Source organism: Streptomyces sp. NPDC086989, assembly GCF_044745505.1.
Taxonomy (GTDB): domain Bacteria; phylum Actinomycetota; class Actinomycetes; order Streptomycetales; family Streptomycetaceae; genus Streptomyces.
The window spans coordinates 228,832-254,143 of the sequence record NZ_JBIVAL010000003.1 but is presented as its reverse complement, the minus strand read 5'-3'; the positions used below and the strand labels follow the sequence as shown (position 1 = coordinate 254,143).

The following is a 25,312-nucleotide window of genomic DNA, read 5'->3' as shown; positions in this document are numbered from 1 at the left end:
AAGGGCCCGGGATCCGATCGGATCCCGGGCCCCTTCGTCATGCGCCCTGCCTGCTCAGAAGCTCTGGAGCAGGCCCTTGACCAGCGCCGCGGAGGTCAGCTCCACCGGGGCGGGGCCGGCGTGGAAGAAGCCGGCGTTCTCGGCGTCCAGCTTGCGCAGGAAGTCGAAGGCCTTGGCGTCGTGGTCGCCGAACGCGACGAACTGCCAGTGCACGCCGGGCGCGGAGGCGGCGGCATCGGCGAGGGCCTGCTTGGCGGGCCGGACGCTGTCCGGGGCGCCGTCGGTCTGGAACACCACGAGGGCGGGGCCTTCGCCGCCGTCCTTCTGGTACCGCTCCACGACGGCCTCCACGGCCACGTGGTAGCTGGTGCGGCCCATCCGGCCGAGCTCGGCGTGGCGGGCCTCGACCCAGGTGCCGTCGTGGGCGTCGAGGGCCAGGTCGGCCGTGCCGTCCACGTCCGTGGAGAAGAACACGGTGTGCACGGTCGCCTCGTCGTCGAGGTGCGCGGCGAGGGCGAGGGCGTGGTCGGCGAGGTGCTGGGCGCTGCCGTCCTTGTAGAACGGGCGCATCGAACCGGACCGGTCCAGGACCAGGTACACCTTGGCCCGCGCGCCGGCCTTGCCCTTGCCCCGGAGCACCTGCCCCGCGGCCTTGTACGCCCCCACGATCCCGGGTGCCTGCCGCTTCACGACACCCAGGGCCCGAGCCGGCCCCCCGTCCGCGGTCTCGCCCAGCGGCTCCGCCACGGCGGCCTCGGCCTCGGGCTCGGCGGCGATCTCGGGCTCGGCGTCGGCCTCAGGCTTGGCGTCGGCCTCGACCACGAGCTCGACGCCGGCCTCGTCCTCTACCGGGGCCTCGGCTTCGGCCTCGACGACCTCGGCCACGATCTCGGGCTCCGCCACGAGCGCCTCGGCCTCGGCGGCCTCCGGCTCGGTGACGGCCTCGGCTTCGGCCGTGACGACCTCGGCCACCGCCTCGACTGCAGGCTCCACCACGGGCGCGTCGGCCTCGGCGGTAACGACCTCGGGCTCCGGCTCGGCGTCGGCCTCGGCGGTAACGACCTCGGGCTCCGGCTCGGCGTCGGCCTCGGCGGTAACGACCTCGGGCTCCGGCTCGGCGACGGCCTCGGCCACGATCTCGGGCTCCGCCACGGGCGCCTCGGCTTCGGCCGTGACGACCTCGGCTACCGCCTCGACTGCAGGCTCCGCCACGGGCGCGTCGGCCTCGGCGGCCTCCGGCTCGGTGACGGCCTCGGCTTCGGCCGTGACGACCTCGGGCTCCGCCGCAGGCGCGTCTGCCTCGGCGGTGACGACCTCGGCTTCGGCTGCGGGGGTTTCGGCCTCGGCCGTGACCACCTCGGGCTCGGCTTCGGCCGTGACGACCTCGGGCTCGGCCTGGGCCGTGACGACCTCGGGCTCGGCCTGGGCCGTGACGACCTCGGGCTCCGGCTCGGCCGTAACCTCGGCCTCGGGCTGCGACTCGGCAGCCGGGGTCTCGGCCACCGGCTCCCCCGCAGGCGCGTCGGCCTCGGCCGTGACGAGCTCCGGCTTCGCCGCAGGCGCGTCCCCAGCGTCCTGCTGGACCGACGGCTGCAACGGGCGCCGGGCCTCCGGGACCGTGGGGTCCGGTGCCGGGGCGGTGAGAAGGGTCCCCGGTTCACGGTCCCGCGGAGCGGACTGCGGGGGAACCGTCGGGTTGTCGAAGGACGCCGCGACCAGTTCGGCCGCCACGTCCAGGGGGGTCCGTTCCGCCTGGCTCGGGACGGAGGCCGACGTGGCATCCGTCATCTCCGGAACCGGCTCGGCAGACCGTCCGAACACCTTGCGCAACAAGCTCCGAATACCCATGGGCCAGGCCTTTCGCATGAGTGCGTGCGTCATTTGTCCGTGCTGCGCGGTTGATCCCTGCCCAGAGTGGACACGTAAGGTTATCGGCCGCCTGGCTGGAACTTCGGCAGGGGCGCCCTTCGTGGCGCCCGGCCCATACAGCACACACCCCATCTTGCCGAACTCCCGCACCGACGGGCCCGGTTCATCACGCGTTCATTTCGCCGCCGCCGCATTGGCGCAACCCGCGCCTACCGTCACGGCTGGATTCGACCGACATGACGTCGGCGCCCGTGCATCTACGGAGGACACTCGTGCGCAAGCTTCTGCCGCTCATAGGGAACCCGCACGGCGGCGGCCGTTCCGCCCTCACCTGCCGCTACCGCTGCGGCGACGCCTGTTTCCACGAGGTCCCGAACACGAGCGACAACGAGTACGTCGGCGATGTCATCGCCCGCGCCTACTCCCGCCGCTCGATGCTGCGCTCCGCCGCCGTCGTCACCGTCGCCTCCGCCGCCGGTACCGCCGTCACCCTCAGCGGGAACGGCTCCTCGGCCACCGCCGCCCCCGCCGCCGACGCCCAGGGCCCGGCCGCGGACGCCGCCAACGCCGCGGGCGCCCGCGGTCTGCGCTTCAAGGCCGTCCTGCCGAACACCGACGACCGGGTCACCGTCCCCGAGGGCTACGAGCAGAACGTGGTCATCCGCTGGGGTGAGCCCATCGTCAAGGGAGCTCCGGCGTTCAACGCCGACAAGCAGACCGCCGCCGCGCAGGCCGGCCAGTTCGGCTACAACAACGACTTCCTGTCCCTGCTCCCGCTCGGCGGCGACTACGAGCGCCAGCAGATCCTCGTGGCGAACCACGAGTACACCGACGAGAACCTGATGTTCAAGGGCTACGACCCGGCGAACCCGACCCGCGAGCAGGTCGAGGTCGCCTGGGCCGCGCACGGCCTCGGCGTCGTCGTCGTCCAGGAGGACCACCGCAGCGGCAAGCTGACCGCGGTCAACCGCCACCAGCTCAACCGCCGCCTCACCGCGACCAGCGAGTTCAAGCTCACCGGCCCGGCCGCGGGCAGCGCCCTGGTGAAGACCTCCGCCGACGCGACCGGCACCAAGGTCCTCGGCACGCTCAACAACTGCTCCGGCGGCACCACCCCGTGGGGCACCACGCTGCACGGCGAGGAGAACTTCAACCAGTACTTCGCCAACGCCGGCCAGGTCACCGAGCCCGTCGAGGCGGCCCGCCTGAAGCGCTACGGCGTGACGGCCGGTGCCACCGAGCGCAAGTGGGAGCGCTTCGACAAGCGCTTCGACGTGCTCCAGGAGCCCAACGAGTCGCACCGCTTCGGCTGGGTCGTCGAGCTCGACCCGTACGACCCGCACTCCACCCCGCGCAAGCGCACCGCGCTGGGCCGCTTCAAGCACGAGGGGGCCCAGCCCCGCCTGACCGAGGACGGCCGCCCGGTCGTCTACATGGGCGACGACGAGCGCTTCGACTACTTCTACAAGTTCGTCTCGTCGAAGCAGATGAAGAAGGGCAACTCGCGCGCGGCGAAGGAGCACAACCTGACGCTGCTCGACGAGGGCACCCTGTACGTCGCCAAGCTGACCGGCGACTCCCCGGCCGCCGAGCTCGACGGCTCGGGCAAGCTCCCCTCCGACGGCCAGTTCGACGGCTCCGGCGTGTGGATCAAGCTCCTCACCTCCTCTCCCTCCGGCAACGTCTCGCACGTCCCGGGCATGACCGCCGAAGAGGTGGCCGTCTTCACGCGTGAGGCCGGCGACAAAGTGGGCGCGACCAAGATGGACCGCCCCGAGGACATCGAGCCCTCGCCGCGCACCGGCCGTGTGTACGTCGTCCTCACCAACAACGCCGACCGCGGCAAGGCCGGCAAGGCCGGTGCGGACGAGGCGAACCCGCGGAACCTGAACAAGCACGGCCAGATCCTGGAGCTCGCCGAGAACTTCGACGACCCGGCCGGTGACGGCTTCGCCTGGCGCCTGTTCCTGGTCGCCGGCGACCCGAAGGACCCGTCTACGTTCTTCGCGGGTTTCCCGAAGGACAAGGTCAGCCCGATCTCCTGCCCGGACAACGTGACCTTCGACCCGCACGGCAACCTGTGGATCGCCACGGACGGCAACCAGCTCGGCTCCCACGACGGCCTGTTCGGTGTCGCCACCGCCGGTGAGCGCCGCGGTGAGCTGAAGCAGTTCCTGACCGTTCCGCGCGGTGCCGAGACCTGCGGTCCGCTGGTCCAGGACAAGCGCGTCCTGGTCGCCGTCCAGCACCCGGGCGAGATCGACGGCGCGTCCGTCGAGAAGCCCCAGTCGGTGTGGCCCGACGGCCCCGGCAAGATCGTCCGTCCGGCGGTCGTGTCCGTGTGGCGCAAGGACGGCAAGAACATCGGCGTCTGATCGCGCCCATGGCCCCAAGGCCGGTGGGGTGGGCGGTGTTTCACGTGAAACGTTCTCGTGGAACACCGTCCGTCAGCCGTCCGACGGGAAGCCCGAGGGTGGTCACTGCCCCGCCGTCGGGTGCGTTGGCGAAGCCGCGGATCACCCGTACCCAGGCGTCCGGACCGGTGGCCGCGCCGGCCCGCCGCACCGCTCGGCCCAGCTCCACCGTGGCCAGGATCCGCTGGGCGAGCAAGAGGCCGGCCAGTGCCACGATTCCGGCGGCCCATATGACGGGCTCTGTCCACAGCCTGTGTACACGGCGCGAGCCGCTGCACGGCCCGGGGGTCGACGAGGCGCCCGGTCCCGCCGTCCTGGGCGGTGGCGGCCTTGATGTCGGCCCGTACGACCTCCACCCCGTTCACGCCCCGCATGCCGGTGCCGGGGCCTTGGGAGCCCCGGTGCCACGGCGGCCCGGGGTCGGCGGCGGGTCAGTGGCCGGGCGAGGCGATCGCACGCGCCGCGGCGAGCTCCTGGCGCACCGGGGCCAGTACGGAGTCCGCGTCGCCCGAGGGTGGGGCCGAGGGGCGCAGCTGGGAGGGGTTGTCGGCGTTGCGCACCCCTTCGGCGAGGGCCCGCAGATCGGTGATGACGGTCGCCACTTCCTCGGCGCCGGGCGGTTCGGCCCCGTGGTTGACCCGGACCCGGGCGGCGGTGGTCGCGTCCACGATCCGTTCGACGGCGACGACCAGCGGCCACCAGGCGGCGGCCCGCGCCCCCGTCGGGGGCGGCTCGGTCAGCGCCCGCTGGAACTCGTTGCGCACCCCCGACATGTCCCGGTAGATCCGCCGCCGGGCCTGGAGCCGGGCGGTCCGAGCCGCCCGCTGCCCGGCCTCCGTGTCGGGCTGGTCGCCGAAGGCTCGTTCCACGTACCGGGCCGCGTCGTCGACGGTGTCGGCGAGCCGGTCGCCGATGCGGGTGCGCCAGCTCTCGGGCCACAGCAGGTAGCCGAAGACCAGGGTGATGGCGCAGCCGATCAGGCTGTCCAGCAGCCGGGGCCGGATCAGGTCGAAGCCCTGGTGGTTGAGGAGGTCCGAGAGCAGCAGGATCACCGGGGTGATCGCGGCGGTCTGGAAGGCGTACCCCTTGACGGAGAAGGCGGGGATCAGTGCGGCGAGCACCACCATGACCGGCACGTCCCACCAGCCGCGCGGTACTTCGGAGAGCACGGCGGCGGCCATGACCAGCCCGGCCGCCGTGCCCAGGGCGCGCAGCACGGCCCGGGAGAACACCGACCCGAAGTCGGGTTTGAGGACGAAGGTGACGGTCAGGGCGACCCAGTAGGACCGCTCGACCGGGATTAGGGAGACCAGGCACTGGGCGAGCCCGATGCACAGGGCGAGGCGCAGCCCGTACCGCCAGGAGGCGCGGGACAGCATCATGTCGCGCACGGCCCGCCGGGCCCGGACCGTCAGCGAGGCGGGCCGGCCGAGCCGGTCGTCGACGTTGTGCAGGTCGGGATCGGGCAGGTGCACGATGGCCGCCGCATGCCGCAGGGCCGCGTCGAGGGCCCGTTCGGCGGGGGTGTGCGGTGCGGGGAGGTCCAGTACGGGCCGCTCGGTGCGGCCCCCTTCCACGGCCTGTGCCAGATCGCGCACGGCCGCCGGGATTTCGGGCGGCAGCGGTGCGCCGCGCAGGTGCATGGCGGGTGCGGCCTCGACCAGCGGGATCACCACGTTCAGCTGGGCCAGCATCCGGACGAGCGCGGGACTGCGGCCGTGCACCCGGGCACGGCGGCCCAGGACCAGGTCGTAGGCGTGGTTCAGGGCCTGCGTGACCCGGCGCCGACGCTCGTCGTACTCCGGTCCGCCCGCGGCCTCCAGGGCATCGGCGAGGGAACGGTAGGTGTCGGCCACGGCGACGCGCTCCGGCTGCCTGCCGCGCAGCGGCCAGCCCAGCAGTGTCAGCAGGAGGACGAACAGTCCGCCCGCGGTGAGCAGCAGGGGGGCCGTCCACCAGGGCCGGGGGAGCGGCAGGCCGGCGCCGATCACTGCATTGAGGAGCAGCAGCAGTCCGGACACGGACGCGACGGTGCCGATCGAGGAGATCATCCCGGACACGAGGGCGATCAGGGTGAGGGCGCCGACGGCCAGCCATCCGTGGCCGAAGACCAGGGTGCCCAGGGCGACTCCGACCGCGCCGAAGAGCTGGGGCACGGCGATGTTCAGGATCCGCATCCGGTAGGCGTCGGCGGTGTCGCCGATGACCCCGGACAGGGCGCCCATGGAGACGAGGGCCCCGTACTCGGGCTCGTTCAGGGCGAAGCCGACGGCGAGCGGGGTGGCCATCGCGACTCCGGCGCGCGCGGCGGCGGCCCAGGGGATCGGGGCGGGGCTCGGACGCAGTCCCTTGAGCAGCCAGGCGGGCGGAGCCAGCGCATGGTGCCGGGGGCGCCCGGGGGGTATCTGTTCGGTGCGTTCGGTGCTCATTCAGCTTCCGTGCGGCCGCTCGTGAATCGGTTCTTCTGCGCTGTTCCGGGGTCTTGCGTTCGGCTTGTGTTCTTCTCGGGTTCTTCCGGGGCGTTCTGCGCGGGTCGGTACGTTCCGAGCTTATGGGGTGCGGCGTAGTCGTCCCGTCAGCCAGGCGGCCAGCGCGGCGGCGAGCCCGATCGCCAGGACCACCCAGGCGGTCGTGCGCAGGAACGCGGTGAGGGCGTCGTACACCGCCGCGGCGGCCGCGCGGTCGATGTCGGCCGGCAGGTCGTCGAGGGTGAGCCGGCGGCAGACGGCCACTGCGATCCACAGCAGTACGGCGCCGACGGCGACCCCCAGCCCGGTGGCGATCACGGCGCGCCGCCGGTGCACGGCGACCGCGATCGCCGCCGCGGCCAGCACCACGGTCAGCACGGGAAGCCAGACACCGGCGATCTGGAGCATGCGGAATCCCTTCCGGAGCGCGCCGAGGCCGTCGTACTCCATGACCTTGACCGACACGTGGGTCACCGGGATGCGGTCGGCGAACGGCACGCCGTCGGCGACGAGCTCCCCCTTGACCCGCTCGATCACCGGTGCCAGGTCGATGGTGACGGCGTCGCCGTCGCCGGTGGTGAGCGCCTTGAGGAAGGCGGCGTGCGCGGCACGGTTGGCCGCGTCCCAGGCGGTGCGGTAGGCGGGCGTGCCGGCGAAGGAGCGCAGGGCCTCGCCGAGCAGCGCGTCGACCCCGCTCTGGAAGGGGCCGGCGTCGATCTGCCCGGCGAGGGCGCGGCCCGCCTGGCTGACGACGACGCCCTGCACGGCCGGGTCCTCGGCCAGGGGGGACATGGCGGCGGTGTACCGGTCGGCGTTGCCGAGCTCGTGGTCCGTCCAGTACGCGACGGCGCTCGCGGGCACGAGGACGGCCACGAGAACGATGAGTACCGCCGAGAGGAAGGTGCGCACGTCACCAGGGAAAGCCGCGACGCCGTCGGGCGCGAGCGGTGCTGCTGCGGGCGGGTGGCGGCCGCGCCGCTGATCCACTTGCCGGTCGGGGGTGGCGGGTGTGCCCTGGATGAGGGGAGAGAGGAGCCCTGTCATGGCACATGCGGCACCCGTCGCCCCGAGGCGGCACTGGCAGGCGACCGGCACGGACCACACGATGAAGGGCCAGCTGACGCGGGCACTGCTCCTGGGACTGGTCTACGGGGTCTGGGCGGCCTTCATGAGGCGCGACACCGGCGGGGTCACCACGGGCAACGTCTTCTACGGGATCCTGTGCGGCGTCGTCTTCGCCGGCGTCATGTTCGCCCTCGCCCGCCTCGGCCCGCGGCTGATGCAGGAGTTGCACGCCGCGGCGTACGGCGCGTTCGGCGGGATCGCGGTGGGTTACCTCTACAGCATGGCCGACCACTCGATCATCCGCTCGTGCTGGGTCGGCTTCATCACCGGCATCTGCATCGGGCTGGCGGCGTTCTACCGCTACCACACGCGCGATCCCTGATCCGCTGAGCGCGGCAGGCGCCGGTCCCGCACGGGACCGGCGCCTGCACGTCGTCCGGCGGCTCAGCTCTCGGAGGGGGCCTCGGAGCCGGTGGCCGGAGCGGTCGCCGGGGCGGCGGGGGTGTCCTCGTCGTCGGTCCGACGGCTCGGCGGCCTCGGGGCGGTCGGGGTGCAGCGGGTGACCTCGGCGCGGAGCATGGCGTTCAGGGCGGCGTACGGGTCGATGGGCATGCCGGAACCTCACGGTGTGCGGGGGTGTGTGGGGGACGCGCTGCTGCTCGGCACCCTCAGCAGCGCAGGACCACACTCCGCCCCGTCACCGCGGACGGCGCCGGCCCGGCCGGCCCGCACACCTCTGTGCGTACCGGCTGACCGGGGTGTTTCACGTGAAACACCGGGCGCGGGAGTTGCCGTACGCCCGGCACCCCGCGCACGACCGGTCGTACGGCGACCCGGGCTTCGGGATCGGCGGCCGGATCGGACTCCCTCTCGGTGGGGGTTCCGGGCTCGCTCGGCGCCCCGGAGCCGGTGCGCTCGACCGCGGCGGTGGCCGCGCTGGCCGCCGTGACGCCGGGGCCGGCCGCGAACAGGCACAGCAGCAGGACACAGGCGGCCGTGAGGGCCCTGGCCAGTGCCGTGTGCGCATGCCGCGTCCCGCTCATGCGAGGGGTCTGCCCCGACGCGTCGGCCGACTCCCCGACCGGCCCGCAGAATGCCCCCGACCGGGGGACGAAGACACCCCCCTCGGCTGACAGCGGGCCGGCCCGCCGGATTCAGCCGGTGTGGCGACGGCCGGTGCGGTGGTGGCCGGTCAGCCGGGCCAGGACGGTGGTCTCACCGCTGAGCAGGCGCAGTTGGGCACGTCCGGGCCGCTGTCCGCGACCGCTGACGGTGGGCGACACCCGGTCGACGGTGAACACGGCGGTACGCCGGTCGGCCCGTGCGATCTCGATGGTCAGCCCGCGCCGCAGCCGGGCGAGGGGCAGGTCGGCGGCGGTGACCACGGCGGTGCCGGCCGAGCCCGGTGCCGGGCCGTCGCGGTCCCAGGCGGCCTCCTCCCCGTCGCCGTCCAGCGGCAGGTCGACCCCCAGGCTGGGGATGAGCAGCCGCAGCGGCCGTACGGGCCGCAGGGGTGCGATGGAGGCGGCCCGCGCCGGCCGGGAGCCCTTGCCGGCCGGTGCGTGATGACCCGCGTGCTCCAGCTGCTCGACGAGCCGGCGGTGGCCGGACAGGCCCAGTGCCCGGGAGGGCAGTGCGTCGGCGGCGGTGGCCGCGGTGGGCCGGGCGCCCTCCGTACTGCGCAGCATCACTATGCCGGTGCCCAGCAGAGCCACGGTCAGCACGCCGGCCACCCACTTGGCGCGGGGCATGGAGTCCCTCCTGGTCCGATCCCCCCGGCTCCGGCGGCCGGGTGTCCTGAGAGCAGTGGAACCCTTCTCTGCCCGTCAGTACCGCTTACAACGCCGGAGACTGACATCGCGTCACAGGCGTGTCGGCGTCACCGCCGGGACGTCTTCGCAGATGGCGGCGGGTGGACCGGCCGTGTGCGGGGCATTGCCACAGATGCAGCCGAACGGGCGATCAGAGGACCACGAACACGACCGCCGCCGCCCCCATGAGGGCGGCGGCGAGGTGGACGGCCGGGTGACCGTAGTCACCGAACCAGAGGTGGCGGGCCAGGCCGCCGAGGGCGGCCAGAGCCGTGATGACGCCGACCTGGGCCAGGAGCGTGACCGCGGTGAAAGGGGCCAGGAGCAGCAGCACGGTGTTGAGCCATAACGGGACGGCGCCCGTCCAGCCACGCCATTCCCAGATCGCCGTCTGCATGGCCCACCGGCCCCCTCATCGTCAGCTCGCGGGCTGTACAGCCTCCTTGGGCAGGGCGGCGGGGGCAAGAGACCGTTCGGCAAGAAAACCGAAGGCGAGGCCGAAAGTCGTCCACATCGCGATCTGGATGCCCAGCGTCGCGAGGCGGAACTGCCAGATGAGGGCGGCGGGGAAGTCCGCCGGGACCTCGTTGACGCCGGGCAGGGTGGCGTAGGCGATGCCGACCACCACGAGGAAGGCGACCGTGGCGATGATCGACGCGTTCCAGTTCCCGAGCTTGGGCGCCAGGCGCCGGCCCAGGATCAGCGCGGCCGAGGACAGCAGCACGCTCAGCGCGATCATCAGGACGAAGAGGGTGGTCCTCCGGACGACGGTGTCGGGGTCCCCGACGGCCGGCGGGTTGGACGGGTACTTGAGGAACGGGACCAGGTTGACGGAGACGAACAGGCCGCCCGAGACCAGCAGGGCCGTGACCCGCGGGCTGAAGCGTCCGATACGGCCCAGGGCGTAGCAGAAGACGAGCGCGGCGATGCCGCCGAGCGCGATCCCGTACAGGAGCGTTCCGGTGCCGAGGCCGGCCGTGGCCTGGAGGGCCCGGCTGACCGGGGCCGCCTCCTCGGCGTGGTCGTGGGCGGCGTGGCCCGCCTCTTCGATGGCGATGGCCGCGTCGACCTTGGACTCACCGAGGACGTACGCGACGAGGAAGGCCGCCAGGCCTGCGAACAGGCCTGCCAGCATGCCCCGGACCAGCAGGACGCGGGGTGAAATGGGGTTCATGGTTCGGTTCTTCCCTTGCCTGCCGGAGGTCAGTGGCAGGGGAAGCCGAGGAGGTGGCGACCGTCGTGCATCCACTCGTGGACGGTGTCGCCCTGGAAGATCGCGGTGGCGCCCTGCTCGGCGCCGACGAGGTAGAGCAGGACGAGCATGAGAACGCCGACGAACAGGGCCCAGGGGGCGAGCGCGGAGAGCGAAATCGGGGCGACGGCAGGGGCCGTCGTGGGCACGGCGGAGTGAGCCATGGCAGTACCTCCAGAGGGAACACGCGTCCCGGTCAGTGGTGCTCGCGACGACATGGCGGGTCTGACTTCCCCTCCCCCTCCGGGAGGATTCACAGTGGCGCGACCGTGCCGGACTCTCACCGGTACTTCCGTCATACCGTCGTCTTTTTTTAGGTTGTCGTCCGAGACCGTACCGCGTTTACGCTCCCCTTATGAAGAGCGCCGTGGTACGAGTTCAGTTCGTGAGACGTCCGTTCGACGACGCTTCCCGCCAGGCCCGCTTCGGCCACGGCGACCCGTGCCCGGGCTACGAGGGCCTGCGCGGCCCGGACACGGGGGAATGGGCGGGCCGGACCCTGGAGCAGGTCTCCGCCGAGGATCCGGCCGCTGTGCACCGGTGGCTGACCGACCCCGACTACGCTCCGCCCGGCGGGGAGTCCGTCGCCGCGCTGATCGCCCGCGTCGGCGCCGTGCTCGGCGGGCTGGCGGCGGGCACCCATCGCGCGGTGGTCGACCAGGCCGTCGTACGGGCCGCCGTCGTGCACGCGCTGGAGCTGCCGGCCGCCGCGTTCTGGCGCCTGGACGTACGCCCCGACACCGTGACCACCCTCACCGGGCGGCTCGGCCGGTGGAACCTCCAGCTCGGCCGGCCGCTGGACGAACCGTGAGGACGACCCCCGGTACTGCCGGTGCCTACGCGACGATCCAGTCGCTCGTCGCGATCACCGGCTGTACGCCGTCGCGGTGGACCGTGCCCTCGATCAGGCCGTACATCCGGTCCGCCGCGAAGTAGACCTCGTTGTCGTTCTTGAGGCCGAAGGGCTCCAGGTCGACGAGGAAGTGGTGCTTGTTGGGCAGGTTGAGGCGTACCTCGTTGACCCGCGGGCAGTTGTCGAGCACCCGCTCGGCCATCTGGTTCAGGGTCTGCTGGAGCGAGTACGAGTAGGTCTCGGCGAAGGCCTCCAGCATGTTCTTGCGGACCTTCTTGTACGACTGGTCCCAGTCGAAAGCGTCGTCGTCGCCGGCCAGCGCCGAGTGCGCCCAGCGCGCGGTGACCTTCGTCGCCAGGATGCGGTCGTACGCCTCCTTGAGCGTCGTGTACCTGTCCTTGATGTAGCCGTGGAACTCGGAGTTCGTCGAGTTCATCACGGTCAGGTCCTTCAGACCCGAGATGACCTGCAGACCGGTCGTCTCGCTGTACGTGATCTGCGCGGTGCGCACCTCCTGGCCCTTGCGGACGAAGGAGTGCTGCTCCTTGCGCGTCGGGACCGGGATCCGCTCCCAGGCGTACTCCTCGATCCGGATCTGCGCCTCGCGGATCGGCGACTGGGAGGAGACGAAGTGCTTCGCGAGCAGGATGCCGAAGGCCTCGGGGGAGGCGATGCCGTGCTCCTTGCCGAAGGCGTACACCGTGTTCTTGGTGGTGTCGGTGGGCAGGCAGTTGGCGTTGTCGCCGGTCAGGTGGACATCACGGAACTCGCCCCGGAGCGCGACCGACACGTTCAGGTCCCGGATCTCGTGCCACGATCCCTCGGCGCCCTTGCGGGTGACCTTGACGATGCGGTTCTCGGCCTTGCCGTACTGGTTCTGCGCCAGGATGTGCTTGCTCATGGCTGTCTTCCTTCGGGTACACGGAGTCCGGCTGACTGGATCCCGTACGCCCGGCGTCCAGCGGTCGGCCCGCTCCCCGCCGTTCGGTCCCACTGGACCGCCCCGGGACTGACGTGCATCCCGGTCCGTAGGTGCTCTGTCGGATTTCAGCACGTTCACGTGCTGTTCGTAATGGCGCGGATCCTCCGAGAGCGGCACCCACGGATTGGGCGACCGCATGTCCGTGCAGGTCAGACGGCGTGCGTATCCGCGACCGACAGGGCCTCGTCGAGGATCCTGAGGCCCTTGGCCACGTCCTCGGGGCCGATGTTGCAGGGCGGTGCGACGTGGATGCGGTTGCCGGCGGTCAGCGGCCACAGCCCGCCCTTCTTGCAGGCGGCACCGAATGCGGCCATCGGCGCGTTGTCCGCGCCGGAGGCGTTGTACGGCACGAGCGGCTCGCGCGTGCGCCGGTCCCGTACGAGCTCCAGGGCCCAGAACGTGCCCAGACCGCGGACCTCCCCGACCGAGGGGTGCCTCTCGGCGAGGGCGCGCAGGCCGGGGCCCAGCAGCTCCGCGCCGGTGCGGGCGGACTGCTCGACGATGCCCTCCTCCTCCATGACGTTGATCGTCGCCACGGCGGCGGCGCAGGCCAGGACGTGACCGGAGTACGTCAGCCCGCCCGGGTAGGGCCGGCGGGCGAATGTCTCCGCGATGGCGGCCGAGATGGCGACCCCGCCGAGCGGGACGTAACCGCTGGTCACGCCCTTGGCGAAGCAGATCAGGTCGGGGGTGACGCCCCAGTGCTCGGAGGCGAACCACCGCCCGGTGCGGCCGAAGCCGACCATGATCTCGTCGAGGATGAAGACAATCCCGAAGCGGTCGCAGAGCTCGCGGACGCCCGCCAGGTAGCCGTCGGGGTGGACGAGCACGCCCGGAGCGCCGCCGACGGTCTCCAGGATGATCGCGGCGATGGACTGCGGGCCCTCGAAGACGATGGTGTCCTCGAGGTGGCGCAGGGCGCGTTCGCACTCCTCGGCCTCCGTGGCCGCGTAGAAGGGCGAGCGGTAGGCGAAGGGCCCCCAGAAGTGCACGACGCCGGCGGTCGCGCTGTCGTTGCCGAAGCGGCGGGCGTCCCCGGTCAGGTTGATCGCAGTGGACGTCGCCCCGTGGTACGAGCGGTACGCGGACATCACCTTGGGCCGGCCGGTGTGCAGCCGGGCCATCCGTACGGCGTTCTCGACGGCCTCGGCGCCCGCGTTGGTGAAGAAGATCTTGTCGAGGTCGCCGGGGGTGCGCTCGGCGATCAGCCGGGCCGCCTCCGAGCGGACGTCGACGGCGAAGCCGGGCGCGACGGTGCAGAGCCTGGCCGCCTGCTCCTGGACGGCCGCCGTCACCTTGGGGTGCTGGTAGCCGATGTTCGTGTAGACGAGGGCGCTGGAGAAGTCGAGGTAGCGGTTGCCCTGGTAGTCCCAGAAGTACGAGCCCTCGGCCCCGGCCACGGCGAGCGGGTCGATGAGCTCCTGCGCGGACCAGGAGTGGAAGACATGCTTGCGGTCGGCGTCTTTCACGGCGGCGAGCGCGTCGGCGGCTTCAGCGTTCATGTCCTGAGCGTAGTTGTCCATGATGTGGACTCCGGGGAAGGCCGTCCGGTTAACGTTGCGTCGTGCACTGACGATCACGACACGAGGACGTGACAGGTGAGCGAGCAGGACGCCCTGGCCCGGAGGTTCGAGGAGCACCGGCCGCATCTGCGGGCCGTGGCCTACCGGATGCTGGGCTCGCTGAGCGAGTCCGAGGACGCCGTGCAGGAGGCGTGGCTGAAGCTGAGCCGCTCGGACGTCACCGCCGTGGGGAACCTGGGCGGCTGGCTCACGACGGTCGTCGGCCGGGTGTGCCTCGACATGCTGCGGTCGCGCCACTCACGGCGTGAGGACCCGCTGTACGACCAGGAGGGTTACGTCCGGCTCCCCGACCCGGTCGTCACCGGGCCCGCCGGCGTCGATCCGGAGCACGAGGTGCTCGTCGCCGACTCCGTGGGCATCGCCCTGCTGGTCGTCCTGGGGGCGCTGGGCCCCGCCGAACGGCTCGCCTTCGTCCTGCACGACCTCTTCGCCGTCCCGTTCGACGAGATCGCCCCGGTCCTCGGCCGTACCGCCGCCTCCACCCGGCAACTCGCCAGCCGTGCCCGCCGCCGGGTCCAGGACGCCGCGCCCACCCCCGACGCCGACCTGGTGCGCACCCGCGAGGTCGTCGACGCGTTCCTCACCGCCGCGCGCGGCGGTGACCTCGACGCGCTCGTCGACCTCCTGGACCCCGAGATCATCGCCCGCTCCGACGGCGGCGCGCTGCGCCCCAGCGCCGTCCTGCGCGGGGCGGCACAGGTCGCCTCGCAGGCGATCACCTTCGCCAGGTTCGCCGCGGTGGCCCGTCCGGTGCTCGTCAACGGCCTTCCGGGTGTGCTCGCGCTGGCCGAGGGCAAGCCCCTGTCGGTCATGGCGTTCACCGTCAAGGACGGGAAGGTCGTCGCGCTCGACATCCTCACGGACCCCGAGCGCCTCGCGCGGATCGACCTGGAGGCGGTCCTGGGCGACTGACCCGGGAACCCTTGCGCATCCCGGGCGGCTTGGGCAGGATCTGGTTCCTGTTCAGCCGCCCGGTCGTGCGAACCGCGACCGGCCCGGCACTGCAAGGGCGGGGAACGCCACCGCGAGGCCGCCCGCGCTCCGACGCGCCGGCCACCGCCACGCTCCGGCCCCTCCCGGTCCTCCCGGTCCCGATCCCCCGGTCCCCCTCCCCACGTCGCCTCCCCGCCCCCCTCCTCCGCCCGGCGCGTCAGGTCACACGGCACGGGCGTCGCAGGCGAACGCCCGCGCAGTCGGCCCGCTGGTACCCGTCCCCGGAAAGACGTGATCGTGAGCAAGAACTCTGGCGCCGGAGGGAGTCTGCGGGCGGACGCGCTGGGCACGTTCGACTCCGTCGTGATGGCCGTGGCGGGCTGCGGCCCGGCCCACACCATCGCGGGCACGTTCCCCGCGCTGATAGCCGCCGTCGGCGTCGCCGGCCCGGCCGTCCTGCTGTACTGCGCGCTCCCCGTCGTCGGCATCGCCCTCGCCTTCCGCCACCTGGGCCGGCTCGACCCCGGCGCGGGCGCCGCGTACGGCTGGGTGGGCCGGTCGCTGCACCCCCTCCTCGGCTTCCTCAGCGGCTGGGCGCTCGTCGTCTGCGCCACCGTGTTCATGGCCTCGGCCACGCGCCCGGCCGGCGCCGCGACGCTGTCCCTGTTCGGGGCCGGGCCGGCCGGGCACACCGCCCTGGCCACGGCCGTCGGGGCGGGCTGGTTCCTGCTCATGGCCGGCGTGGTGATGTACGGCGTCCGCATCAGCGCCCGCGCCCAGAGCGTCATCACCGGAGTACAGCTCGTCCTGCTCGTCGCCGTCGCCGTCGCCGCCCTGTCGCAGGACGGCACCGTGGCCGAATTCTCGCCCTCCTGGTTCGGTTTCGGTCACTTCGACGGCCAACACCACTTCATGACCGGCGCGTTGATCGCCGTCTTCGCGTACTGGGGCTGGGACGTGACCGGCAACCTCGGCGAGGAGACCCGAGGCGGCCGCCCCGGCCCGGGGCCGGGCGGGGTGATCGGCATCGTGACGTGCTCCGCGCTGTTCGTCGTCTTCGCCCTCTGCGTCAACATCCTCGTCGGCGCCGATGTCGTACGGCAGAACCCCGACTCCTTCCTCACCGTCCTCGGCGATGCGGTCTGGCCGGGCCGGGGCGGCCGGCTGCTCGTCCTCGCGGTGCTGCTCTCCACCGTCGCCACATTGCAGACCACGCTGATCCAGGCCACCCGCACCCTGTTCGCCATGGGCCGGGACCGCACCCTCCACCCGGCGTTCGGCCGCGTCCACCCCCGACGGCGGACGCCGTGGACGGCCACCCTGGTGGTGGTGTGCGTCGCGCTCGCGTGCACCGTCGCCGCCGGGTCGGTTCCCGGCAGCCGCTCCGGGGCGCTGCTGCTCGCAGACGCGGTCAGCGGCACGGGACTCCTGATCTGCTTCTACTACGGCCTCACCGCGTTCTGCGCCGTCGCCGTCCACCGCAGGGAGCTGTTCTCGTCCGTACGGAACCTGCTCCTCGTCGGCCTGTGGCCGCTGGGCGGCGGGCTGTTCATGGTGTGGATCCTCGTACGGTCGGTGGCCGAGCTGAACGGCCTCGCCCTCGGCATCGGCCTCGGCGGCCTCGGGCTCGGCATCCTGCCGATGCTGCGCTCCCGACGGCACGCCCCCGCGTACCACCGTCGGGTCCCGCTGGATCCCGGGCGGGCCCGCGCCGTCGACGCCGCGTACGGGGGCACCGGCCCCGACCCCGCCTCCAGGGGCGGCTGCGGCGGGAACGGGGAACTGCTCACCGACTTCTGATCCGATGTTCCCAGGAGGGGGTCCCGCATGGTCATGGCCTGGAAACGCCGCCGTTCCGCCGCGGCGCCGCACTATGACCCGGCCTTCGGCGACAAGGCCCTCGCGGAGGCCTGCCAGGACGTCGCCGCGGGCCGCTGGCAGGGTCCGCGCGACCTGCTCGCCGCCGGCGGCCCCCACGACTGGGACCGGCGCAGCCACCGCATCCGGCTGCTGGCGAACGCCGCCGCGGACCGGCGCGTCGCGGAGGCCTGGCAGTCCGCCGAACCGCACAGCGCCGACGCGGTCGTGCTGCGCGCGGACATCGAGGTCATGCGGATGTTCGCGGTCGCCCGCCGCGGGACGATGCCGGCCGCGAACCGCCTCGACTGGACGGCCCGGATCTGCCTGCACGCCGCCGACGCGGCCCCCGACGACCCCCATCCGTGGGTCTCCCTGGTGACCCTGGCCCGGCTGTACGAGGGCGGACACGCCGAGACGGGCCGGTGGTGGCAGGAGCTCTGCGCCCGCGACCCGCACCACCGGGAGGCGCACCACCAGGGGCTGCGCTACATGTCCGCCCGCTGGCACGGCTCGCACGGCCAGGCGTCCACCTTCGCCCGGGAGCGTGCGGCCGCCGCCCCGCTGGGCTCGCCCCTCGCGGTCCTGCCGCAGGTGGCGCGGGCGGAGCAGTACCGGCACCGGGCGGAGCGGGAGGGCCCGGGCCGCCTGGACCTGCTGCACCACTGGAACGGCGACGCCGAACTGTGGGACCTGCGCACGACGATGGAGCGCTGGATCGGATTCCGTACGGCCGTCCAGGCCCAGGACGTGGCCGACCTCAACCACCTGGCCCACGCCCTGGTCCACGCCGGACTGCTCACGGAGGCGGCCACGGTGTTCGAACTCCTGGACGGCCGGGCCACCCGGGTCCCCTGGTCGTACACGGGCGACCCCGAACAGCAGTACACGCGCTGGCGTACGCGCGCCGCAGCGGCGGGAACGCCCGTCCGCAGCCGGAACAGTTGAGTGCCCGCCCCGACCGCCCGCCCCGACCGCCTGTCCCGACCGCCTCGCCCTGCACGTCAGTGGCGGAGCGTGCTGTCGACGTCCTCCATGAAGCTCAGCATCCGGGTGTTGACGACGTCCGGGTGGTCGATCTGCGGTCCGTGGCCGGTCGCGCCGACGATCTCGGCGCGGGCCCCGGTGACCAGGCGCGGCACCCGCTCCAGTTGCCGTCGCGGGTGCACCAGCAGGCTGCGCTTGCCCATGATCACGTAGAGCGGGGTGCGGATGGAGCGCAGCGCGTCCTCGGTCAGCGGCTGCGGGGCGGGGCGGCGTATCCGGAAGGCCCGGGCGCCCGCGTGGATCCAGGTGCGCATCTCGGGCACGACGAGGACGGGCTGCTCCAGCCAGGCGGCGAGCCGCGGACGCAGCGCCTTGGGTGCGAACGAGGCGAAGAGGCTCACGAAGACCCACGCGAAGAAGCGCAGGCCCACCTTCTCCAGGCCGCCCGGGTCGAGGGCGGTGACGGAGGCGAGCCGTCCGGGCCGCAGGTGCGCCTGGTTGAGCACCAGCCAGCCGCCGTAGGACGAACCGACGAGGTGGACCCGGTCGAGACCGAGCGCGTCGAGGGCCTCGTCCATCCACTGCGCGGCCCGCTCGGGCTGCCACATCGGCTCGCGCTGGACGCTGCGCCCGGCGTCGCCGGGGGTGTCGAGCGCGTAGACGGGCCGGTCGGCGCTGAGCGCGGGGGTGTTGGGGTACCACATCGCCGAGCAGTAGCCCGCGCCGTGGATCAGGACCACCGGGGTGCGGGACTCGGCGGCCGGGTCCGCGGGGCCGTACCGGTAGACGTGCGTGGTGCCGAAGCTCGTCTCGACGTCCGTCTCGGAGCGGAGGGGCGCACCCATCGCGTAGAGGACGTCGGAGGCGGCGAAGTAGCGGTCGCGCAGGGTGTCGTTGACGTAGCGGCCGACGTCGCGGCGCACGCGGGTCGTGGTCTCGGGCACGGGGCACCTCCTGGAAGATCCGTTCTTCGTGATACGACCGTATCATAATGGTGGTACGGCGGTACCATGAAGGGGCCGTGAAGAGACCCGGGAAGGCCGGGCGGCGAACGCGGCCGACGGGCGGAGACACCGGCATGCCAAAGCGCGTGGACCACGAGGAACGACGCGCCCAGATCGCCGACGCACTCATCCGGGTGGCGGGGCGACGGGGACTGCACGCCGTCGGCATGCGCGACGTGGCGGCGGAGGCGGGGGTGTCGCTCCGGCTGGTCCAGTACTACTTCGAGACCAAGGAGAAGCTGCTCTTCTACGGGCTCCAGCACCTGACGGACCGCTTCACCGCACGCGTCGGCGCCCGCCTCGCCGCCGCCGGAGCGGACCCCGGACCGCGCGCGACCGTGGAAGCGCTGCTGCTGGCCTCCCTCCCCACCGACGACGAGGGCCGCACCTTCCACCTGCTCTACAGCTCCTACTCGATCCTGTCGGTGACCGACGAGGCGCTCGCGGCGCAGCCCTTCATCGACAACCCCGACGCCGCGGAGAACGCCGTGACGGGCCTGCTCGAACGGGCCCGGGCCGAAGGCCTGGCCGACCCGGCGATCGCCCCGCGCACGGAGGCGATCAGTCTGCTCGCGATGACGGCGACCCTGGGCACCAGCATCCTGGTGGGCCAGCGCACCCCGGAGTCGGCCATCGCCGTGCTCCACCACCACCTGGACCGCATCTTCTCGCCCCCGGAGCACACCTGATCGCACCGCCTCCCGGTGGCCGCGCACACCCCACGGCTTCCGTGCACGCCCCGGTGCACACCGGCCGGTGACGGGAGCACGTCCGAATGGCCGGACATCCAGCAGCGGTCTCGCGAGGCGCGCAAGGCGGCGATGAGGCCCCGGACAGTCCCAGGGAACCTTGAGGCACGAGGCTCACGATCCCCGGAGGCGGAGGGCGCCGTACGTCTCACCGACGAACCGTGCGGCGGCCTGCGCCCCCTGCGGCCGACGAGCTGGAAGGCGAGGTGTTCCTCATTGGTGGGAACGTCCGGGCGAAGAGCCCGAGGACAGCGAAGTACCCGCCCAGCAGAGCCCGTCCAGGGCTGCGACGCCCAGACCGCCCGGCAGCGGGGAGCGGCCCAGCGTGGTAGATCTCACCCTGCGGCTCGTCCGGGTCGGGAGCGACCTGCTCGTGAAAGATGACGTCGGCAGGGCCTGCTTCCGATCTGGCGATCTCCTCGCCGCCGTTGCGCACAAGGGCCCCGTGCAGGCCACTGGCCTGCGCCCATGAACGGGACGGGAGTGGTAGGTCCGTTTAGTCGATCCAGTCCACCCCGAAATCTGTTGGTACCGATCACGGGCGGGTGCCCAGGCATTCAGCTGCGTTCACGCTCGGCCGGCCGCCATTCTTGCTTAGCCTCTTGGTCCCCTATGGGCGGCCCCGGACGGAGATGAATGAAACGGAAACTGAGACGGCCCGGCCGAAGCCGAGCCGTCTCCTCTTCCGCAACCGTCTGATCCGTAGTTCTAGAGGTCAGCAACAGTCATTGCGGTTGCCGTACGCCGCTGCTAGCAGGATCAACCGTGTCGCACAGACGGCGCCGTCTCCTGCTCGCCAGCCTCCTTGCCCAACAGCAGGGCTACCACGCCTCCCAGCAAGGGCAGTACGGCCACAACGAGTTCTGCAGGCACGCGCCAGACGACAACCACAATGATGACAACCGATGCCCAGGGGCTGCCCAGAGTGCTTGACAGCGGCCACCGTCGAGGCGTCAAACTCATAGAGATGCTTCCTTTGCAAGCGTCGTATGCCCGTCAGTACCGCAATCGGTTGCAGCCACAGCGGTGCTGGCGGGCTCTTTCATTGCCCAGAGTGCCGCCGTTCAACCGTGGTTCTCCACCGAGCGCACCCTGGCGAACCCTGGCGAATCAAGAGGGCGGGCCATCGCGTTCCATGGCGCACCCTGGCGTATGAAGACCCAAATGCCAGAGATGCCAGATACATGCCAGTTAGTAACTGGGGTGGTCCGGACACTGATAGGCGGTCCACTGACCGCGACCACCCTCTACGACCTTCGTCACACCGGGCAGAAGCACACCCTGTCGACGCAGTCGGGGCCACGCGAAGGACACGAGGGTGCGGGCCGGCCGGTCCTCGGAGAAGGCGGCCATGATCTACCAGCACTCGGACCACACATCCAGAGCGTCAGCGGGAGGTTGCGGCCGGCATCGATGCCCGGGTGCAGGCGCTGCGGGCCAAGGCCGCCGAGCAAGCATCTGGCACGGATCTGGCACGGGAAGGGTAGAGAGGTCTAGGCAACACGAAAGCCCCGGGTCATTGACCTGGGGCTTTGCTGTGGAGCGGATGACGGGAATCGAACCCGCGCTATAAGCTTGGGAAGCTCATGTTCTACCATTAAACTACATCCGCACGGCGTTCCAGTTTCCTGGAGCTGTACCGTTGCACACTCTACCCCATGATCGACCCCCGGTGAATCCGCCGCGGGGTCGTCGTCGTGTGTGGGGTGCACCGACAGTCGTGGGGACGGGAGTTGGGGCGTAACGTACCCGTGCGCGGTGGCGGTTCCCGGGTGCTGGAGTGGCGGCTGGAGCGGGTCGCGATCATCCCCTAATGTGGCGATTCGTCGCAGTACGGCAGGTTGGGGAAAGGGACTCGATGGAGAACACCGTCGTCCGTTGTGCCGAAGGGCACGTTTTCAGTACCGCTTCGTTCCCGCTGCAGCACCTCGGTGCCGGCCGGATCGGGCCCGGGCGGCTGCTGCGGTGTCCGCGGTGTGCGCGGCTGAGGCATGCCGTGCCGGTCGGGGCGGCCGTCAAGCGATAGGCGGCGAGGCGCGCGGGCCGCCCCTCTCGATTGCGGGTGGTCCGCGCGCACTGCGTATCCTCGGGACGTGCTTCTCTCAGACAAAGACATCCGGGCCGAGATCGACAGCGGACGGGTCCGCATCGACCCGTTCGACGAGTCGATGGTGCAGCCCTCCAGCATCGATGTGCGTCTCGACCGCTTTTTCCGGGTGTTCGAGAATCACCGCTACGCCCACATCGATCCGGCGGTCGAGCAGCCCGACCTGACCCGGATGGTCGAGCCGGAGGGTGACGAGGCCTTCATCCTGCACCCCGGTGAGTTCGTGCTCGCGTCGACCTACGAGGTCATCTCGCTGCCCGACGACATCGCCTCCAGACTGGAGGGGAAGTCCAGCCTGGGCCGTCTGGGGCTGGTGACGCATTCGACCGCCGGGTTCATCGACCCCGGGTTCTCGGGGCACGTCACCCTCGAACTGTCGAACCTCGCCACCCTGCCGATCAAGCTGTGGCCCGGGATGAAGATCGGGCAGCTGTGCATGTTCCGGCTCAGCTCGCCCGCCGAGTTCCCGTACGGGAGCGAGCGGTACGGCTCGCGGTACCAGGGGCAGCGCGGCCCGACGGCCTCGCGCTCCTTCCAGAACTTCCACCGCACGCAGGTGAGGCACGAGGCATGAGCGAAGTACGAGAGAACCTGAACTACGAGGGCTTCGGCCGCGCCGTCCGCGAGCTGGCGCAGACCATCGCCGACGACGGGTACGAGCCCGACATCATCCTGAGCATCGCCCGCGGCGGGGTCTTCGTCGCCGGCGGCCTGGCGTACGCGCTCGACTGCAAGAACATCCACCTCGTGAACGTCGAGTTCTACACGGGGGTCGGGACCACGCTGGAGATGCCGGTCATGCTGGCCCCCGTGCCCGAGGCGATCGACTTCACCAACAAGAAGGTGCTGATCGCCGATGACGTCGCCGACACCGGCAAGACGCTGAAGCTCGTTCACGACTTCTGCCTGGGCCACGTCGCCGAGGTCCGCTCCGCCGTGATCTACGAGAAGTCCCACTCGCTCGTGAAGTGCGAGTACGTGTGGAAGAAGACCGACGAGTGGATCAACTTCCCGTGGTCGGTCGAGCCGCCCGTCGTGAAGCGTGAGGGCCAGGTCCTCGACGCCTGACCCCCTCCGCAGCGGAAAGGGCCCCCACCGGTCGTGGTGGGGGCCCTTTCCGCTGCGTTGTCTGTCGCGCGGCTCGCGCGGCGGCGCCGTGCCGTGCCGTGCCGCGCCGTGACCTCACGTGCCGTGCCCTGCCTACAGCGTGCCCAGCTTGATGATCGACAGCAGGGCGACCAGCTGGATCGCGGACGCGCCCAGCGCCTTCGGCCACGGCAGGTCGTGCGACTTGCTGATGAGCGAGGTGAACAGGGCCCCGGCCACCACCCACGTGGCCCAGCCCAGTACCTGTACGACCATGTTGTCCCCGCCCAGGAACACGGCGAAGAGCAGGCGCGGCGCGTCCGTGATCGACATGACCAGCATCGACAGGCCCACGGTCGGCTGCCACGAGCCGTCGCCGCCCAGCTGGCGGGCCAGCGTGTGCGTCACCGCTCCCAGGATCAGGCCGCACACGACGAAGGCCACGGCCGCGCTGAGGACGATCGGGATGGCGTTGGGGACGGTGGCCTTCATGACGTCCTCGCGGGCGTCGTCGAGGCCGAAGACCGCGAGCAGCCCGTACAGGAACGTCACGATCAGCGCCGGGCCCCAGACCGCGTAGTCGCGCATCTGCAGGAACGTCGGCCCCGGCCGCATCACGATGCCGCGGAGCAGTTCCTTCCACGGCAGCCGCGGGCCCGTGGGTGCGGCCGCCGCGGCGCCCGCGTGGTACGTCGCGCCCTGGCTGTACGGGTCCTCGCCGTACGCGAAGACCTGGGTGTGCCCCGGGTTGTCGTTCGCGTACGAGCCACCGCCGCCGCCTCCGTGGCCGTACGGGGGCTGCTGCTGGGCCTGGTGAGGCGGCTGCTGCTGTCCGTACGGGTCGAAGTACTCGGGCTCGCCGTGGTCCCCGGCGGCGGGCTGCTGAGGCCACTGCTGCTGGGGAGGGTAGGGCTGCTGGCCGTACGGCGCCTGCGGCGGTTGCTGCTGCTGACCGTACGGCTGCTGCCGCGGGGGTTGTTGGGGAGCGCGGTTGTTGTCCCTGCCGCGTCCGATCCTGAATCCAGCCACGTGATCGAACGTACCTGGTCCCGGGGTTCGTCGTGGACGGGCCGCCGGAATAAGCACTGTTTGCGGCTGACCTGTGACATCCCCTAGGGGAACCCCGGGGAGCCGGTCCCGTGTCCGGTTTACGGGGTTGCAGGGCAGTCTGCGGGGGTTCGTTACATGGTCTACGGAATACGTAGATATCGGGTCCGTAGCTTCGTGTCCGTCGCCGTAGACCACGACCACGAGCACGAGCACGAACACGAACACGAGGAGAGCCCTCCACATGCGTAGCACCCGCCGTACCACCCTTCGTACCGCCGCTGTCTGCGTCGGCACGGCCGCTGTCCTGGCCCTCCCGGTCGGCTCCGCGTTCGCGGACGCGTCGGCCGCGCCGCAGCCGGCGGTCCAGCCGAAGCCGGCCCGGGTCTTCGTGACCACCGTCAAGCTCGCGGACGGTTCGGTCGCCGAGGTCTACAAGATCGGCGACGACCACTTCGAGGCCGACGTCTTCGCCGGCTCGACGAAGCGGGACACGCTGGTCAGCAAGGGGGGCGCCACGACGTACGGGCAGAGCAACGGGCTGCACGTCGTCCTCCAGCCGAACGGGACCGTGACCTCGTGGATGGAGGTCGGGCCGAAGGCGAGGCCCGGGGTGAAGAGGGAGAGCTCGGTCCGGATCGCCGTGCCGGACGGGCGGATCGCGAAGCTGATCGACGGCCCCGACGGCAAGCGCGTGGCGATCTCCACGCCGAACGGCAACCGGCTCGCAGCGATCGACCTGAAGCACCCGAGCGCGCAGAACGACGGCTGGACGTACCGGATCGTCCAGGACGGGAAGCGCGTGAAGTTCGTCGTCATCGACGGCAAGGGCGGCGGGAGCAGCTGGGTGTACCGGTTCGACGGGAAGCTGATCGAGAAGTACACGGCGGAGCGGAGCGCGCCGAGGGCGTAGAGGGGGTAGAGGGCACCGAGGGCGCAGATGGCGGAGGAGCCGGGGCAGCGCGTGGTGCCGAAGGGCGGCTTGAGGGCCGGGACCGAAGGGTCGGGGAGGCGACGCAGCCGGAGGCCGACCCGACCGGGAAGGCCAGGACGGCGGCCGTGCCGGCGAAGACAGCGGCGGTACGAAGGGTGGTACGGCGGGCTCCGCGACCGACAGCTCCGCGACCGACGGCTCCGTAACGGGCTGCCCGACCCCAGGCAGGACGTCCGGCTCCGGCACGGCCGGCGAGTCCGCGAACGCCCCCGGAACCCGAAACGCCGGTGCGGCCGGCCCCCGCTCAGGGG

The 25,312-nt window shown here is 71.8% G+C and carries 24 protein-coding genes and 1 tRNA gene; 10 read left to right on the top strand and 15 right to left on the bottom strand.

Going from position 1 to position 25,312, the window contains the following annotated elements:
* Positions 1 to 54 precede the first annotated feature (54 nt).
* Complete coding sequence (locus tag ACIPK4_RS07900; RefSeq protein WP_402310031.1) at positions 55 to 1,788, bottom strand: VWA domain-containing protein; 1,734 nt, start codon at positions 1,786 to 1,788, stop codon at positions 55 to 57.
* 353 nt (positions 1,789 to 2,141) lie between these two features.
* Between ACIPK4_RS07900 and ACIPK4_RS07895 the strand changes: the two genes are divergently transcribed.
* Positions 2,142 to 4,244: a PhoX family protein gene (locus ACIPK4_RS07895; RefSeq protein ID WP_402310028.1), complete on the top strand. Its 2,103-nt coding sequence runs from the start codon at positions 2,142 to 2,144 to the stop codon at positions 4,242 to 4,244.
* A gap of 40 nt (positions 4,245 to 4,284) precedes the next feature.
* Here ACIPK4_RS07895 and ACIPK4_RS07890 read toward each other — a convergent pair whose 3' ends face one another.
* From ACIPK4_RS07890 to ACIPK4_RS07880, 3 genes are all read right to left on the bottom strand, one after another.
* Positions 4,285 to 4,497, bottom strand: a complete 213-nt coding sequence (locus tag ACIPK4_RS07890; RefSeq protein WP_402310025.1) for a hypothetical protein — start codon at positions 4,495 to 4,497, stop codon at positions 4,285 to 4,287.
* 217 nt (positions 4,498 to 4,714) lie between these two features.
* Entirely contained in the window at positions 4,715 to 6,712 is a 1,998-nt protein-coding gene (locus ACIPK4_RS07885) for an FUSC family protein (protein ID WP_402310023.1), read from the bottom strand.
* A 120-nt stretch (positions 6,713 to 6,832) separates the two neighbouring features.
* Positions 6,833 to 7,660, bottom strand: coding sequence for a hypothetical protein (locus ACIPK4_RS07880; RefSeq protein ID WP_376202228.1), 828 nt, complete (start codon positions 7,658 to 7,660; stop codon positions 6,833 to 6,835).
* Between the two features lie 133 nt (positions 7,661 to 7,793).
* Here ACIPK4_RS07880 and ACIPK4_RS07875 point away from each other — a divergent pair, with 133 nt between their 5' ends.
* Complete coding sequence (locus tag ACIPK4_RS07875; RefSeq protein WP_402310020.1) at positions 7,794 to 8,198, top strand: hypothetical protein; 405 nt, start codon at positions 7,794 to 7,796, stop codon at positions 8,196 to 8,198.
* A 62-nt stretch (positions 8,199 to 8,260) separates the two neighbouring features.
* On the opposite strand, the gene ACIPK4_RS07870 is transcribed toward ACIPK4_RS07875, so the two are convergent.
* The 6 genes from ACIPK4_RS07870 to ACIPK4_RS07845 all read right to left on the bottom strand — a co-directional run bounded on the left by ACIPK4_RS07870 (position 8,261) and on the right by ACIPK4_RS07845 (position 11,043).
* A complete protein-coding gene (locus tag ACIPK4_RS07870) occupies positions 8,261 to 8,428 on the bottom strand; it encodes a hypothetical protein (protein WP_402310018.1) in 168 nt (55 codons plus the stop codon).
* Between the two features lie 56 nt (positions 8,429 to 8,484).
* Positions 8,485 to 8,859 (bottom strand): hypothetical protein, encoded by a 375-nt coding sequence (locus ACIPK4_RS07865; RefSeq protein WP_402310017.1) that lies wholly within the window; start codon positions 8,857 to 8,859, stop codon positions 8,485 to 8,487.
* 111 nt (positions 8,860 to 8,970) lie between these two features.
* Positions 8,971 to 9,567, bottom strand: coding sequence for a hypothetical protein (locus ACIPK4_RS07860; protein WP_402310014.1), 597 nt, complete (start codon positions 9,565 to 9,567; stop codon positions 8,971 to 8,973).
* Positions 9,568 to 9,778: 211 nt separating this feature from the next.
* Positions 9,779 to 10,024 (bottom strand): hypothetical protein, encoded by a 246-nt coding sequence (locus ACIPK4_RS07855; RefSeq protein ID WP_054221672.1) that lies wholly within the window; start codon positions 10,022 to 10,024, stop codon positions 9,779 to 9,781.
* A 21-nt stretch (positions 10,025 to 10,045) separates the two neighbouring features.
* Positions 10,046 to 10,801 (bottom strand): CbtA family protein, encoded by a 756-nt coding sequence (locus ACIPK4_RS07850; RefSeq protein WP_082410248.1) that lies wholly within the window; start codon positions 10,799 to 10,801, stop codon positions 10,046 to 10,048.
* 29 nt (positions 10,802 to 10,830) lie between these two features.
* On the bottom strand, positions 10,831 to 11,043 hold the full coding sequence (locus ACIPK4_RS07845) for a CbtB-domain containing protein (protein WP_327284483.1): 213 nt from the start codon (positions 11,041 to 11,043) through the stop codon (positions 10,831 to 10,833).
* Positions 11,044 to 11,234: 191 nt separating this feature from the next.
* On the opposite strand from ACIPK4_RS07845, the gene ACIPK4_RS07840 reads away from it, so the two are divergent.
* Positions 11,235 to 11,690: a histidine phosphatase family protein gene (locus tag ACIPK4_RS07840; protein ID WP_402310011.1), complete on the top strand. Its 456-nt coding sequence runs from the start codon at positions 11,235 to 11,237 to the stop codon at positions 11,688 to 11,690.
* A 25-nt stretch (positions 11,691 to 11,715) separates the two neighbouring features.
* On the opposite strand, the gene pucL is transcribed toward ACIPK4_RS07840, so the two are convergent.
* Entirely contained in the window at positions 11,716 to 12,633 is a 918-nt protein-coding gene (pucL, locus tag ACIPK4_RS07835) for a factor-independent urate hydroxylase (protein ID WP_402310008.1), read from the bottom strand.
* Between the two features lie 230 nt (positions 12,634 to 12,863).
* Positions 12,864 to 14,216: an aspartate aminotransferase family protein gene (locus ACIPK4_RS07830; RefSeq protein ID WP_402310005.1), complete on the bottom strand. Its 1,353-nt coding sequence runs from the start codon at positions 14,214 to 14,216 to the stop codon at positions 12,864 to 12,866.
* Between the two features lie 96 nt (positions 14,217 to 14,312).
* On the opposite strand from ACIPK4_RS07830, the gene ACIPK4_RS07825 reads away from it, so the two are divergent.
* The 3 genes from ACIPK4_RS07825 (at position 14,313) to ACIPK4_RS07815 (ending at position 18,035) form a co-directional block, all read left to right on the top strand.
* On the top strand, positions 14,313 to 15,209 hold the full coding sequence (locus ACIPK4_RS07825) for a sigma-70 family RNA polymerase sigma factor (RefSeq protein ID WP_402310002.1): 897 nt from the start codon (positions 14,313 to 14,315) through the stop codon (positions 15,207 to 15,209).
* A gap of 318 nt (positions 15,210 to 15,527) precedes the next feature.
* Positions 15,528 to 17,030 carry an APC family permease gene (locus ACIPK4_RS07820; protein WP_402309999.1) on the top strand — a complete coding sequence of 501 codons (1,503 nt, stop codon included), beginning with the start codon at positions 15,528 to 15,530 and terminating at the stop codon, positions 17,028 to 17,030.
* Positions 17,031 to 17,057: 27 nt separating this feature from the next.
* Entirely contained in the window at positions 17,058 to 18,035 is a 978-nt protein-coding gene (locus ACIPK4_RS07815; RefSeq protein ID WP_402309997.1) for a hypothetical protein, read from the top strand.
* 56 nt (positions 18,036 to 18,091) lie between these two features.
* Here the strand turns inward: ACIPK4_RS07815 and ACIPK4_RS07810 are convergent, their stop codons facing one another.
* On the bottom strand, positions 18,092 to 19,018 hold the full coding sequence (locus ACIPK4_RS07810; protein WP_402309995.1) for an alpha/beta fold hydrolase: 927 nt from the start codon (positions 19,016 to 19,018) through the stop codon (positions 18,092 to 18,094).
* Positions 19,019 to 19,152: 134 nt separating this feature from the next.
* Here ACIPK4_RS07810 and ACIPK4_RS07805 point away from each other — a divergent pair, with 134 nt between their 5' ends.
* Positions 19,153 to 19,767 (top strand): TetR/AcrR family transcriptional regulator, encoded by a 615-nt coding sequence (locus ACIPK4_RS07805; RefSeq protein ID WP_402309992.1) that lies wholly within the window; start codon positions 19,153 to 19,155, stop codon positions 19,765 to 19,767.
* A 1,598-nt stretch (positions 19,768 to 21,365) separates the two neighbouring features.
* Here the strand turns inward: ACIPK4_RS07805 and ACIPK4_RS07800 are convergent.
* A tRNA-Gly gene (locus tag ACIPK4_RS07800) sits at positions 21,366 to 21,439 on the bottom strand.
* A gap of 481 nt (positions 21,440 to 21,920) precedes the next feature.
* On the opposite strand from ACIPK4_RS07800, the gene dcd reads away from it, so the two are divergent.
* The gene (dcd, locus tag ACIPK4_RS07795) at positions 21,921 to 22,508 is read left to right on the top strand and encodes a dCTP deaminase (protein WP_054221687.1); all 588 of its coding nucleotides are present in this window, start codon (positions 21,921 to 21,923) and stop codon (positions 22,506 to 22,508) included.
* On the top strand, positions 22,505 to 23,002 hold the full coding sequence (locus ACIPK4_RS07790; RefSeq protein WP_054221688.1) for a phosphoribosyltransferase: 498 nt from the start codon (positions 22,505 to 22,507) through the stop codon (positions 23,000 to 23,002). Before dcd ends, ACIPK4_RS07790 begins: the two co-directional genes overlap by 4 nt.
* 132 nt (positions 23,003 to 23,134) lie before the next feature.
* On the opposite strand, the gene ACIPK4_RS07785 is transcribed toward ACIPK4_RS07790, so the two are convergent.
* Entirely contained in the window at positions 23,135 to 24,049 is a 915-nt protein-coding gene (locus ACIPK4_RS07785) for a Yip1 family protein (protein WP_402309989.1), read from the bottom strand.
* Positions 24,050 to 24,311: 262 nt separating this feature from the next.
* Here ACIPK4_RS07785 and ACIPK4_RS07780 point away from each other — a divergent pair, with 262 nt between their 5' ends.
* A complete protein-coding gene (locus ACIPK4_RS07780; protein WP_402309987.1) occupies positions 24,312 to 24,980 on the top strand; it encodes a hypothetical protein in 669 nt (222 codons plus the stop codon).
* Positions 24,981 to 25,312 lie beyond the last annotated feature (332 nt).